9 protein-coding genes are annotated in these 12,578 nt (G+C 74.1%); 3 read left to right on the top strand and 6 right to left on the bottom strand.

What is annotated here, in order from left to right; translation table 11 throughout:
* Positions 1-35 precede the first annotated feature (35 nt).
* Together P3X83_RS31210 and P3X83_RS31205 are read right to left on the bottom strand one after the other, a co-directional pair.
* On the bottom strand, positions 36-440 hold the full coding sequence (locus tag P3X83_RS31210) for a TIGR03668 family PPOX class F420-dependent oxidoreductase (protein ID WP_277308877.1): 405 nt from the start codon (positions 438-440) through the stop codon (positions 36-38).
* Between the two features lie 2 nt (positions 441-442).
* Positions 443-1,333: a TIGR03620 family F420-dependent LLM class oxidoreductase gene (locus P3X83_RS31205; RefSeq protein ID WP_277308876.1), complete on the bottom strand. Its 891-nt coding sequence runs from the start codon at positions 1,331-1,333 to the stop codon at positions 443-445.
* 119 nt (positions 1,334-1,452) lie between these two features.
* Here P3X83_RS31205 and P3X83_RS31200 point away from each other — a divergent pair, with 119 nt between their 5' ends.
* The gene (locus tag P3X83_RS31200) at positions 1,453-2,655 is read left to right on the top strand and encodes a DUF5925 domain-containing protein (RefSeq protein WP_277308875.1); all 1,203 of its coding nucleotides are present in this window, start codon (positions 1,453-1,455) and stop codon (positions 2,653-2,655) included.
* A gap of 223 nt (positions 2,656-2,878) precedes the next feature.
* On the opposite strand, the gene P3X83_RS31195 is transcribed toward P3X83_RS31200, so the two are convergent.
* On the bottom strand, positions 2,879-3,784 hold the full coding sequence (locus P3X83_RS31195) for a superoxide dismutase (protein WP_277308874.1): 906 nt from the start codon (positions 3,782-3,784) through the stop codon (positions 2,879-2,881).
* A 147-nt stretch (positions 3,785-3,931) separates the two neighbouring features.
* On the opposite strand from P3X83_RS31195, the gene P3X83_RS31190 reads away from it, so the two are divergent.
* Positions 3,932-6,463: a LuxR C-terminal-related transcriptional regulator gene (locus P3X83_RS31190; RefSeq protein ID WP_277308873.1), complete on the top strand. Its 2,532-nt coding sequence runs from the start codon at positions 3,932-3,934 to the stop codon at positions 6,461-6,463.
* Positions 6,464-6,469: 6 nt separating this feature from the next.
* On the opposite strand, the gene P3X83_RS31185 is transcribed toward P3X83_RS31190, so the two are convergent.
* A complete protein-coding gene (locus tag P3X83_RS31185; protein WP_277308957.1) occupies positions 6,470-7,564 on the bottom strand; it encodes an MFS transporter in 1,095 nt (364 codons plus the stop codon).
* A gap of 190 nt (positions 7,565-7,754) precedes the next feature.
* Here P3X83_RS31185 and P3X83_RS31180 point away from each other — a divergent pair, with 190 nt between their 5' ends.
* A complete protein-coding gene (locus P3X83_RS31180) occupies positions 7,755-8,396 on the top strand; it encodes an HNH endonuclease family protein (protein ID WP_277308872.1) in 642 nt (213 codons plus the stop codon).
* Positions 8,397-8,412: 16 nt separating this feature from the next.
* Here P3X83_RS31180 and P3X83_RS31175 read toward each other — a convergent pair whose 3' ends face one another.
* A complete protein-coding gene (locus P3X83_RS31175) occupies positions 8,413-11,430 on the bottom strand; it encodes a glycoside hydrolase family 38 C-terminal domain-containing protein (RefSeq protein ID WP_277308871.1) in 3,018 nt (1,005 codons plus the stop codon).
* A 34-nt stretch (positions 11,431-11,464) separates the two neighbouring features.
* On the bottom strand, positions 11,465-12,499 hold the full coding sequence (locus tag P3X83_RS31170; RefSeq protein WP_277308870.1) for an alpha/beta hydrolase-fold protein: 1,035 nt from the start codon (positions 12,497-12,499) through the stop codon (positions 11,465-11,467).
* Positions 12,500-12,578 lie beyond the last annotated feature (79 nt).

Here is a 12,578-nt window from a genome sequence, read left to right as displayed (position 1 = left end):
CTTCCCCGGTCCGGGTCACCGGCGCAGTATGAATGTCAGCGCGCGGCCGTCCATCCGGACCAGCGGCCGACCTCGACGAGCACGGCCGGGCCCGCGGGGGGCCGCTCGCGGTACTGGGCGTACTTCTCCACCAGCCACGACCTCTCCTCGGCCGCGCCCTCGACCACCCGGGCCGGCCCGTCGGCGCGCGCCCACCACAGACGCTCCCAGTCGTCGTCGTAGTGGTCGGCCAGCAGGCAGACCCGGGGGTTCGCCGCGATGTCGGCGAGCCTGCCGAGCGCGGTCGTGGTCTTCGGCTTGTGGTCGACCGCGGTCACGATCACGTCGCCGCGTACCGCGAAGGTCACCGGCACGAGCCGGGGCGTGCCGTCGGGGCGTACGGTGGCCAGCCGCGCCACCCGCGCCCCGGCGAACAGCGCCCGGGCCCGGCCGGGGTCCACGCTCAGCCCCGGGGGGTCAGCCCGAGCGCAGGGGCCAGCTCGGCGAGCTGCGCGGTGGCGCGGCTCACGTCGCCGGGCAGCGCCTGGACCGCGACGTGGTCGGCTCCGGCGTCGAGGTGCGCGTGGATCCGGGTGGCGACGGTCTCGGCGTCGCCCCAGGCGACGATGGAGTCGACCAGCCGGTCGCTGCCGCCGTCGGACAGGTCGTCCTCGTCGAATCCGAGCTCCCGCAGCGCGTTGACGTAGTTGGGCAGCCCCAGGTAGATCTCCATGTGGGCGCGCGCGGTCCGCCTCGCGGCCGACGGGTCGGTCTCGATGACGATCGCCTGCTCGGGCGCCAGCAGCTTGCCGGGGCCGAGGACCGCCCTGGCCCGCGCGGTGTGCTCGGGCGGGACGAAGTAGCTGTGCGCCCCGGCGGTGAGGTCTCTGGCCAGTTCGAGCATCCGGGTGCGCAGCGCGGCCAGCACCGTGGGCACCGGAGGGTCGGCGTGGACGTCGAGGTTCTCCCGGGCCTTGCTCATCGCCTCCAGGTATCCGGCGGTCACCGTCAGGGGGCGGGTGTAGTCGTGGCCGCGCCAGGAGGCCAGGAGCGCGTGGCTCACCCCGACGCCGAGGACGAACCGGCCGGGGTACGCCTCGCCCAGCCCTTCCGCCCCCGCGGCCATGGCGGTGGCGTCACGGGCCCACAGGTTGGCGATCCCCGTCGCCACCGTGACGTGCTCGGTGGCCCCCAGCATGATGGCCGCGTTGCTGAACGCCTCCCTGCCGGTCGGCGACTCGCCGGCCCACAGCGTGCTGTAGCCGAGCCGCTCGATCTCCGCACTGGCCCGGCGTACGGCGGGCGCCGAGGCCGACGCGAAGGCCTGCCACGCCCCGATGCGTCCGATGTTCATCTGTCCCCCTTTGCGGGCGCACGCACGCGCCCCATCAGAATCTATCCCGCGCGCCATCGACACAGACGGCCCTGGAAAACCTTTCGACACAGGGCCCGCCGCCTCAGATCATTGAACGCATGTCGGCGAACCTTTCTCAGACGGACGCGCACTGGCCGGACGACAGGGGTTCGGTCGTGAAGGACGTCCGCTTCACCCGGCCGTCCGGTGACGGCAAGCCCGCGCAGGCCGCTCCCGGCCTGCCCATGAACCTGTGGCTGGACGACGGCGACTCCCCCCTCGACGTGATCGACGCGCTCGCGCTGTCCCCGTTCGCCACGGGTAGCGAGCCCTGGTCGCGCACGGCCACGGTGGAACGCGTGCGGCCCGACGCTCCGCTGATGCCCGAGAGCGGGCAGGTGGTGCGTGCGGCCCGCGAGGAGGACGGCCGCGACTCCCGCCTGATCCAGGGCGAGGGCTGGACGCTCCGGGTGGTCCGCTGGCGCGACCGCTCGGCCACCGTCCACGTGTCCGCGGTCAGCGACGAGCTGGCCCAGGCCGTGATCGCCGAGACCGTCCGCGACGCGGCGGCCCCCGGCATCGAGTCGGCCCACGTGGAGATGGGCTTCTGGTGGCGCACCGAACGCGGCGGGCGACGCCGGGAGCGTCAGATCACGGCGATGCCGTGGGCGGACATCTCCCGCAACTACAACCGCGCGGCGAGCGGCGGGATCGACCGGCTGATGCGCCTGACCCGCGACGACGTGAACGGCCGCCTGCTGTTGCTGCACGGCGAGCCGGGCACCGGCAAGACCACCCTGCTGCGCAGCCTGGCCCGCGAGTGGCGGGAGTGGTGCCAGGTCGACTGTGTGCTCGACCCGGAGCGGCTGTTCCACGACCCGGGCTACCTGATGGAGGTCGCCGTCGGCTTCGACACACCCGACGCGGCCGACGCGGCCGGCGACGAGCGGGGGCGCTGGCGGCTGCTGGTGCTGGAGGACTGTGACGAGCTGATCCGGGCGGGGGCCAAGGAGGCGAGCGGCCAGGGCCTGTCCCGGCTGCTCAACCTGACCGACGGCCTGCTCGGGCAGGGCCGCGACGTGCTCGTGGCGATCACCACGAACGAGGACCTGTCGAGTCTGCACCCGGCCGTGGTCCGCCCGGGCCGCTGCCTGGCCAGGATCGAGGTCGGCCCGCTGTCCCGCGACGAGGCGAGGGCCTGGCTGGGCTCCGGCAACGGCATCGGCCACGACGGCGCGACCCTCGCCGAGCTGTACGCCCTGCGCGCCGGCCGCGCCCTGCCCGCGGCGCAGAGCCAGGAGTCCACCGGGCTCTATCTGTGAGCCGCGCGGTCCCCGGGTTCGTGCTCGTGGGGCGGGCGCGGACCCGGGGCCCGCGCCCGCACTTGATGGATTCCTCTGGCGGGGATGTCGTCTCACTGGGCATGGCCGGTCAGGTCACGCGGGTACCGCGCATGTGCTTTCTCCTCGTTCGTCGGGTATCAGCCCGTTGGTGTCACCAGCGCGAACGAGCGTACGGACCGGCTCTTGCGTTCCTCTCACAAGCTCAGCGCGGTATACCGACCACCGTGTAAGTCGTGGTGGGCGTGGGCGGGGTGGAGAAGCGGGCGTTGGGCAGGTAGAGCAGCTTGCCGTAGGCGGCCACGGTGGTCGGGACGTCGAACCGGGGGTCGGTGCGCCGCTCCACGAGCTTGGCGGCCCTGCCGTCCCTGGCCACGGTGAAGACGGCCACGGTGTTGAGGCGGTTCTGCACCGCGTAGAGGGTGCGGCCGGACAGCAGCAGGCCGTCCCCGGCGGTCAGCGCCTCGCCACCGAGATCGACCGCGGTGGCGGCGCCGGTCGCCGGATCGACCCGGAACAGTTTGGCGGTGTTGGACTGCACGACCAGCAGCGCCCGGCCGTCGGGTGTCGGGGTGATTCCGTTGGCGTTGAACCCGGGCCCGTAGACGATGTCGCCGGACAGCGGGATCCGCACCGGGGCCGCGGGCAGTTCGCCCTTGCGGCCGAGCGGCAGCTTGTACAGCGCGGGGTTGGTGGAGTCGGTGAAGTAGGCCGCGTCACGGGTGACCAGCACGTCGTTGATCATCGCAGGGCCCTCGACCAGGCGGTAGCTCGCCAGCAGGCGGCCGGTGGCCGTTTCGTAGACCTTGCCGTCGGCCCCGGGTCCACCGGCCACGAAGAGGCGGCCCCGGTGGTCGGTCTTCATGCCGAGCGACGACGTGCCCGTTCCCTGGGCGATGACGCTCCCTTCGCCGGTCCTGAGATCGGCGCGGTAGATGGCGCCGGTGGCCCGCGACCCGAAGTAGGCCACCGGCCCCGGACCCGCCGCGATGCCCTCCGGCTGGAACCCGGGGGGCAGTTCGAAGGACGTCACGGGACCCGCCTGCGCGTGCGCGGGTACCGCGATGACGCCGAGCAGCAGTGCGAACAGCAGGATGAGAAGACGTCTCATGGCTTTACTGTGTCTCTTCACTGCGAGTCACGGAAGACCCATATACACCATCTGTCGGAGACTATCCCTCACGATTCAGATGACACAGCGCGATCCACGCCGGTCACACCCTCGCACGATGTCGGCTACTCACATAGCCTTTCAACCGTGGTGAACCCGTGGCCGTTCACCGGCCGTACCGAGGCGCTGGCGCAAATCGGGTCGGCGGAGGCCGGGCTTGTCCTGGCGGGTCCGCCGGGCGTGGGCAAGAGCCGGGTGGTGACCCGCGCCCTGCGCGGCCTGTCCGGCGTGGCCAGGGTGCGCGGCTGCCACGCCGCCTCGCGCATCCCGCTCGGGGCCTTCGCCCATCTGCTGCCGGCCGCGCAGCCCCCCGTCGGCAACCCGCTGGGCTGGGCCGCCGCCACCATCAAGGCGCCGGTGCTCGTCGTGGACGACGCGCACCTGCTCGACCCGGCCTCGGCCGCGCTGGTGCGCACGATCGCGGCGAGCCGCACGGCGCGGGTGATCGTGACGGTCGCCTCCGCCGACGGCCCGCCCGACGCCGTCCGCTCGCTGTGGAAGGACGGCCTGTTCCCGCTCCTGGAGTTACCCCCGCTGCCGCACACCGAGGCGATGCCGCTGCTGGCGCGCGGGCTTGGCGGCGCGATCGAGCCCGCCACCGCCGCGCTGCTGCTGCGCGCGGCCCAGGGCAACCCGCTGCACCTGCGCGAGCTGGCCAGGTCGGAGGCGCTGTCGCGGGTGCGCGGCGTGTGGAGCTGGCACGGCCCCCCTCCGGCCGCCTCACTGCGCGACGCCGTCGCGGCCCGGGTCGCGGCCCTGTCCCCCGGCGAGCGGGCCGCGCTGGAACTGCTGGCCTTCGGCGAGCCGCTGAGCGTGGCGCTGCTGGCCGCGCTGACCAGCACGCCCGCCGTCCGGACACTCCGTGAACGCGGCATGGTCACGGTCCGCTCCGAGGGCGGCAGGGAACAGGCGCGCGTGGCGCATCCCCTGTACGGCGAGATGGTCAGGTCCGGGTGCGCGCCGCCCCGGGCGCGGCAGCGCGCCCGGACCCTCGCCGAGGCCGTCACGGTGCTCGGCGCCAGGCGCCGCGAAGACCTGCTGCGCGTCGCCGTGTGGCGGATGGACGGCGAAGCCCCCGGCGACCCGCACCTGCTGCTCGCCGCGTGCGACATGGCCAGGTCCCTGCACGACCTCGACCTCGCCGAGCGCCTGGCGCGCGCGGCCGTGGACGCCGGAGCGGTCCGGGCGCTGCCCAAGCTGGGCGCGGTGCTCGCCTACAGCGACCGCCACCAGGAGGCCGAGGAGGTCTACGCCGCCGCCTGGGAACGTGACCTCGACGACTCCACCCGCGCCGACTGCGGCCTGATGCGGGCGCTCAACCTGATGTGGGGCATCGGCCGGGTCGATCAGGCGCGGGCGCTGCTCCGCGAGATCCCGCTGCCGCCGGGCGACGTCGACGCCCACCAGAACGTGATGTCGATGCGGGCCACGGTGGAGAGCGCCGCCGGTGACGTGCGCGCCGCCCGCGCGCTGCTGAGCCGGGCGCGGGAGCTGGGCCCGCTCGGCCCCAGGGCGCTGTACGGCAACGGCACGACCGAGGCCGCGGTGCTGCTCGGCGAGGGGCGGGCCACGGCGTGCCTGGCCGTCGTGGACGCCACGCTGGCCGTGCTCGCCGAGGAGCCCGACTCCCGCGACGGCGTGACCTCCGCGCTGGTCGACACGGCGGTGCAGGCCGCCCTGCTCACCGGCGACCTGGCCGCCGCCGAACGGCTCGCCGTGGACGGCCGCGCCGAGGCCGACGCCGGGCGCGGCGGGTGGAAACGCCCCCTGCCGCAGTTCGGCTCGCGGCGGGCGCAGATCCTGCGGCTGCGCGGGCGCGTCGCCGACGCCGTCGACGCCTCCGGCCAGGCCGCCGCCGGTCTGCCGCCGCGCGGCCTGCTGGCCGGGCAGTGCATGAGCGAGCTGGCGCACGCGCACGCCCTGCTCGGCGACGCCGACGCGGCCGAGGAGACCCTTGAGCGGGCCGAGCGGATCACCCTGCCGATCGGCCCGCACGTGGTGTTCCCGCTGCGCTCTGCCCGGGTGTGGACCCGCGCCGCCAGGGGCGACGTGCCCGGGGCGGTCGCGACCGCGCTCCGGCTCGCCGAGTCCACCCTGCGGTGCTACGCCCCGTTCGCGCTGCACGACGTGGTGCGGCTCGGGCACGGCGGGCTGGTGGCGGCGAAGCTGGCCGCGCTCGACGTGGACGGCCCGCTCGTCGCCCTGTTCGTGCGCCACGCCGCCGCCGAGACCGGCGGCGAACTCGACGACGTGTCCGACTCCTTCGAGGAGCTGGGCATGCTGCTGCACGCGGCCGAGGCGGCGGCCCAGGCCGCGTCCCGGCACCGGGAGGCGGGCAGGCCCCGCCTGGCGCGGGCCGCCGCGACCCGGGCGAGCGCGCTGGCCCGGCGCTGCCAGGGCGCCCGCACTCCCGCGATCATCGGCCTGGAGCTTCCCGAGCTGACACCCCGCCAGCGCCAGGTGGCGATGCTCGCCGCGCAGGGCCTGACCAACCGGGCCATCGCCGAGCGGCTGGTGGTGTCGGTCAGGACGGTCGCCAACACGCTCTGCGCGGTCTACGACCGCACCGGCGTCAACGACCGCGCGGCCCTCGCGGAGGCCCTCGGCTTCGACGAGTGAGCCCGCTCATCGGGTCCTCCGCAGGGCGAGGGCGATCGGCAGGTACGCCACGGCCGCCACCAGGAAGATCTCCCACGGCCGCGCCCAGGCCGAGGCCAGGCCGTAGAGGCCGAAGACCAGCACCGCCACCACCTCCGCGCCGAACCCGGCCATGGAGGTGACGGTCGCCCGGGACCGGTCGCGGACCCGTTCCTGGAGCCGCGCGTCGGCCGCCGCCATCGACCAGTGGAAGACGCCGAAGGCCACGCCGACGAGCACGAACCCGGGCGTACCGGCCGCCGCCCCGGCCGCCAGGCACACCGCGCCCAGGGCCAGGACCGGCACGAGCCTGCGCACGCCCCGACCCGCCAGCCAGCCGCCCACGACCGCGCCCACGTCGGTCAGCAGCACCAGCAGGGGCACCGCCGCGAGCGCGATCCCGGTTCCCTCGGCCAGCATCGGCAGATACTCGTCGATGGCGGTGACGCCGGTGAGCAGTGCGACGACCACGAGCACGGTGCGCAGGCGGGGTGCGCCGCGGACCTCGGCGAGGCCGTCGCGCAGCACCGCCAGGAAGCCGCCCTCCGCCTCTTCCTCGTCATCGTCGCCGCCGCCAGGACCACCTCTGGTCTCCGGCAGGGTCAGGGCCACCAGCGCGCACAGGACGCACACGGCGACGCTGGCCACGCCCAGCGCGAGGTAGCCGCCGCCCATGGCGAGCACCGGTGAGGCCAGCAGGCTGGCCACGAGGGACGCCGTGCCGCCCAGGGCCTTGGAGCGGCCGATGACGCGGGCGTAGGAGGCCGAGGCCCCCACCCGCGCCAGCTCCTCGTAGACCAGCGCCTCCCAGGCCCCCGAGCGCAGCGCGCCGCCCATCCCCCACAGCATGAATCCGGCCGCGAAGGCCAGGTAGCCGGGCTGGAAGGTCCACAGGGCGTAGCCCGCGCCGGTGACCAGCGGAGCGGCGACGATCAGCAGCTTGCGCGAGACCACGTCGGCCAGCAGCCCCGAGGGCACCTCCAGCGCGAAGGACGCCAGGGACCAGATCACGAACAGCGTCGAGATCTGCGCGGCCGACAACCCGGTCTGCCCGAACAGCAATGAATAGACCGGATAGAGCAGGATGAGGTCTTCAAGAAACGCGCAGGCGTAGAGCCTGAGCGTGAGTCGTTTCTCCGGTGAAGATCAATGTCGCCAGGTCATGCCTGTCACTGTAACCCATCCGCACGTCGCCAAGTCGCGGCAATATCCCGGTAGGGCGGCGGAGTGGAGGATCGGGCGCGCGGTGTGACGATCTCTACCGTCAGCGCGGGTGAAGCAGACCACGACGCTCGTCCTGAGCGCGACCGCGACCGCGACCGCACTGACCCTTCTCACCGCCCCGCTCTCCGCGCGGGCCGCCGCCGCGCCACCGCCTCCGCCGCCCGCCTCCGTCGTCCAGGCGCAGCTCGAAGCCCTCGTGGTCGAGCCCTCGGGCGACGCGAGCGGCTACGACCGCGCCCTGTTCCCGCACTGGATCACGGTCTCCGGGACGTGCGACACCCGCGAGACCGTGCTCCGGCGCGACGGCGCGGACGTGGTCACCGACGCCGCCTGCCGCGCCACCTCAGGGCGCTGGTTCTCCCCCTACGACGGCGTGACCTGGACGCGCGCCTCCGACATCGACATCGACCACATGGTCCCGCTGTCTGAGGCGTGGAAGTCGGGCGCGTCGCGGTGGAGCGTCGAGCGGCGCCGGGCGTTCGCCAACGACCTGGACTCCAGCCAGCTCTGGGCGGTCACCGACAACGTCAACCAGGGCAAGGGCGACAAGGACCCGGCCGTGTGGCGCCCGCCGCTGGAGAGCTTCCAGTGCACCTACGCCCGCTCGTGGATCGAGGTCAAGTACCGGTGGGCGCTGTCGGTGGACGAGGCGGAGAAGGCCGCGCTGCGGGAGATGCTCGCCTTCTGCTGACCCGGCCCGCGTCCGCTCATCCCTCGCCGGCGGGGCCCCGGCGCAGCCGGAGCGTGACGATCTCGAACGGCCGCAACCGCAGCCGGATCTCCGCCGGGGCCGGCCGGCGGCCCTCGGGCAGCGGCCGTTCGAGCAGATCGGTCTCGATCACCTCGGCGACCGGCACGGCGCTGGTCAGCGTCGCCTCGGCGCGCCCGCCGAGGCACTCGTAGAGCCGCACCACCAGGTCGCCGGAGCGGTCGTCGGCCAGTTTGACCGCCTCGGCGACCACTCCGGAGCCCTCCACGGCGACCAGGGGAGGCACATCGCGATCCCCCGCGACCTCGCGGAGCGGGAGGTTCATGTCGTAGCCCTCGCGGACGGCGTCGGCGATCGACGCGCCGGGCGCGACGGCGTAGCGGAGCACGTGGCGTCCCTGGTCGGTGCGCGGGTCGGGGAACCGGGGGGCGCGCAGCAGGGAGAGGCGCACCGTGCTGGAGGTGCCGCCGCCCGGCCTGGCGTGGCGGGTGACGTCGTGCCCGTAGGTGGAGTCGTTGACGACCGCGACGCCGTAGCCGGGCTCGCCCACGTGCACCCACCGGTGGGCGCAGATCTCGAACCGCGCCGCGTCCCAGGAGGTGTTGACGTGGCTGGGCCGGTGGACGTGGCCGTACTGGATCTCCGAGGTGGACCGGTCGGTGTGCACGTCGATCGGGAAGGCGGCCTTGAGGATCTTCTCCGTCTCCCGCCAGTCGACGTCGGCCTCGACGTCGAGGCGGCGCGATCCCGGGCGCAGCCGCAGGGTCTGGCGGATCCGCGAGGCGCCGAAGGCGCGCACCACGCGCACCGCGTCCGGGCCTTCGGCGGCGACCTCCTCGGCGGCCGTCAGGTCGGTCACCGTGTTGCGGTAGAAGCCGTCCACGTCCCAGGCGTCCCACATGTTGGGCAGGTCGGGGTGGAGCTGGAGCAGGTTGCCGCGCGTCCCTGGGGGCAGCATTTGACGGCCCGCCGTCAGGTCCACCAGGGAGGCGATCAGCCCGTCCATGTCTATCTCGGCCCGCAGCAGGCCGTTGTCCAGGACGAACGTGCCGTCGTCGCGGGCCGTGCGGATGCCGCTGCCCGGCTCCGCCGGGCCCGCCGCCGCGCCGAACGCCGGTACGCCCCGCCTGGGGTACGGCGAGCCGTTGAAGACCACGGCCCGGTCGCCCTCGCCTGCCAGCGCCCGCTGCGCCGCCGCGACCAGGTCGTCCAGCTCCGCCGTGATCTCCGCGTACGCCTCCTCGGCCTCACGGTGCACCCACGCGATCGAGCTGCCGGGCAGGATGTCGTGGAACTGGTGCAGCAGCACCCGCTTCCAGATCCGGTCGAGGTCGTCGTAGGGGTAGTCCGCGAGCCCGGCCACGGCCGCGCTCGCGCACCACAGCTCGGCCTCGCGCAGCAGGTGCTCGCTGCGCCGGTTGCCCTGCTTGGTGCGGGCCTGGCTGGTGTAGGTGCCCCGGTGCAGCTCCAGGTACAGCTCCCCGGCCCACACCGGCGGGTCGGGGTACTCCGCCTCGGCGGCGGCGAAGAACTCTCCGGGCGACTCCACCCGGACCTTCGGCGAGCCCTCCAGGTCGCGCGTGCGGCGGGCGCGCGCCAGCATCTCCCTGGTCGGCCCGCCGCCGCCGTCGCCGTGCCCGAAGGGCGCCAGCGACCGGGTGCCCCGGCCCTTCTCCGCGTAGTTGCGCGCGGCCCTGGCCAGCTCCGCGCCGGACAGCTCGGAGTTGTAGGTGTCGATCGGCGGGAAGTGGGTGAACACGCGGCTGCCGTCGATGCCCTCCCACCAGAAGGTGTGGTGCGGGAACCGGTTGGTCTGGTTCCACGAGATCTTCTGGGTGAGGAACCACCGCGACCCGGACAGTTTGATGATCTGCGGCAGCGCCGCCGAGTAGCCGAAGGAGTCGGGCAGCCAGACGTCCCGGGTGTCGATCCCGAACTCCTCGGCGAAGAACCGCTTGCCGTGCGTGAACTGGCGGGCCAGGGCCTCGCCGCCCGGCATGTTGGTGTCGGACTCCACCCACATCCCGCCGGTGGGGATGAACCGCCCGGCGGCGACCTGCCGCTTGACCCGCTCGTAGACCGGCGGGTGGTGCTCCTTGATCCAGGCGAGCTGCTGGGCCTGGGACATGGCGAACCGCAGGCCGGGGTCGTCGGTCATCAGGTGGGTGACGTTGGCGGCGGTGCGGGCGACCTTGCGGACGGTCTCGCGCTGCGGCCACAGCCAGGCCGAGTCGATGTGGGCGTGCCCGACGGCGGAGATCCGGTGCGCGGCGGCGTGCGCGGGAGCGGCCAGCACCGCGCCCAGGCGGTCGCGCACGGCGGTGGCCGTTCCGGATACGTCTTGGAGGTCCAGCGCGTCCAGGGCTCGCTCGGCCGCGCGCAGGATCTCGTGCCGCCGCGGCTCGTGCTCGCCGAGCGTGCGCATCAGCCCGTCGAGGACCTCAAGGTCCTGCACCAGCTCCCAGACCTCCCGGTCGAAGACGGCGAGGTCCGCGCGGGCGAGCCGGTAGAGCGGGGCGGTGCCCGCGGTGGCCTTGTCGCCGAGCGGGGTGGGGCCGCCGATCATCCCGATCAGCGGGTTGGCCGCCGCCTCCACCAGGAACAGCACCTCCTCGCCGCCCAGGGCCTCGGCGGCGACCGGCAGCCAGGCGTTGCGCGGGTGGAGCCCCTTCACCGGCTCGCCGTCGGCGGTGTGGCCCAGGCCCTCGCACTGGAAGCCGGGCAGCCCGGCGTCGAACCCGAGGTCCACGACCGCCTCGACGGTCTTCCCCGCCCACTCGGCGGGCACCCGTCCGGTCAGCCGGAACCAGCTCGTGCCCCAGGGCGGCCCCCACGCGTCGCCGACGGCGGCCGGCGCGTAGTCCTGCCCGGCCGCGTGCGCGAAGGGGACGGGCTCGCCCGGCGCGTGCCACACCGAGACGCCGAGCGGGACGGCCCGCGCGTGCACGGCGGGGCGGACCCGCTCCCGCAGCGCGCGCTCCAGCCGCGCCTCGACGAGCGCGCGGTCGTCGTGCATGCCGTACCTCCTCAACCTCCTCGTGACCGCCGGGTCAGCCGGACAGCCGCTCGGTGAGCCAGGCCAGGGCCAGGGGGTAGCGGTACTCGATGGCGCCGTGCCCGGCGTCGAACAGCTCGTAGTGGATCCGCTCGCCCGGCACCCCGGCCGCCTCGGCGGCGCGGCGGAAGGCGAGCGCGCCGAAGTCGAGGTGGTACTCGTCGCGGCTGCCCGCGTCGATCCACACCGCGCGCATCGACCGCAGCGCCTCGGCGTACCGCGGCCGGGCGGCCATCAGCACCGGGTCGCGGTCGAGCCAGCGCTGCCACACCTCGGGCACGACCGCCCCGGTGTCGTCGAAGGGTATCCGCACGGTGCCGTCGGCGTCGGCGGAGTAGGCGGCGGCGTAGGCGTAGATCTCCATCAGCTCGATGTCGCCGGGCACGGTGCCGGCGACCCTGCCCCGGAAACCGGCCAGGAACTTGTCGAAGGAGCCGTCGTGGTGGTCGCGCAGCAGCCGCGCCCTGGCTGGGAACTCCGGCCGGTAGGCGACCTCGAAGAGCGCGTCGCCCGCGTGGGTGGCCAGGGCCCCGAAGACGTCGGGGCGGAGCATGGCGGTGACCATCGCCGCGTAGCCGCCGCTGGACTTCCCGGTGATCGCCCGGTGGTCGCGGCCGGGCAGGGTGCGGTAGCGGGCGTCGACCCACGGCACGATCTCGTCGCACAGGTAGGAGTGGTAGCGCCCGGTCCCCGGGGAGTCGAGGTACTGGCTGCCGCCGTAGGCGGTCCAGCCGTCGACGTAGACGACGATCGCGGGAGGGGCCTGCCGTCCGGCGAAGAGCGCGTCGGCCAGTTCCGGGTACGAACGGCGGAACGGCACCCGGTTCAGCCACATGCCGACCTGCCCGGTGTAGCCGTGAGTGACGTAGACCACCGGGTAACGCCTGCCCGGCTCGTCGTCGTAGCCGGGCGGCACGTACACGAGCAGTGACCGCCGGTGCGGGTCGCCGAGCGGGTTGCCGCGCAGCAGCGCGCTGTCGAAGAGGTGGTGGTCGAGGCGTCCCGCCAGGTCGGCCGGCCAGGGCAGCATCGTGCTTCCTCCCGTTCGGGATGGGACAGCGGGCGGCGAAGAACGACTTACCCCCTAACCGTGCCCGATCTCCGCCCGT

This window comes from Spongiactinospora sp. TRM90649, from assembly GCF_029382225.1.
GTDB lineage: Bacteria > Actinomycetota > Actinomycetes > Streptosporangiales > Streptosporangiaceae > Spongiactinospora.
The sequence above is the reverse complement of the archived record's forward strand: the minus strand, read 5'-3'. Positions and strand labels throughout refer to the sequence as shown.

Bases quoted from the DNA above. Each gene is read 5' to 3' on its own strand.
- P3X83_RS31205 (WP_277308876.1), bottom strand. From the start codon at position 1,333: ATGAACATCGGACGCATCGGGGCGTGGCAGGCCTTCGCGTCGGCCTCG.
- P3X83_RS31200 (WP_277308875.1), top strand. From the start codon at position 1,453: ATGTCGGCGAACCTTTCTCAGACGGACGCGCACTGGCCGGACGACAGG.
- P3X83_RS31195 (WP_277308874.1), bottom strand. From the start codon at position 3,784: ATGAGACGTCTTCTCATCCTGCTGTTCGCACTGCTGCTCGGCGTCATC.
- P3X83_RS31175 (WP_277308871.1), bottom strand. From the start codon at position 11,430: ATGCACGACGACCGCGCGCTCGTCGAGGCGCGGCTGGAGCGCGCGCTG.
- P3X83_RS31170 (WP_277308870.1), bottom strand. From the start codon at position 12,499: ATGCTGCCCTGGCCGGCCGACCTGGCGGGACGCCTCGACCACCACCTC.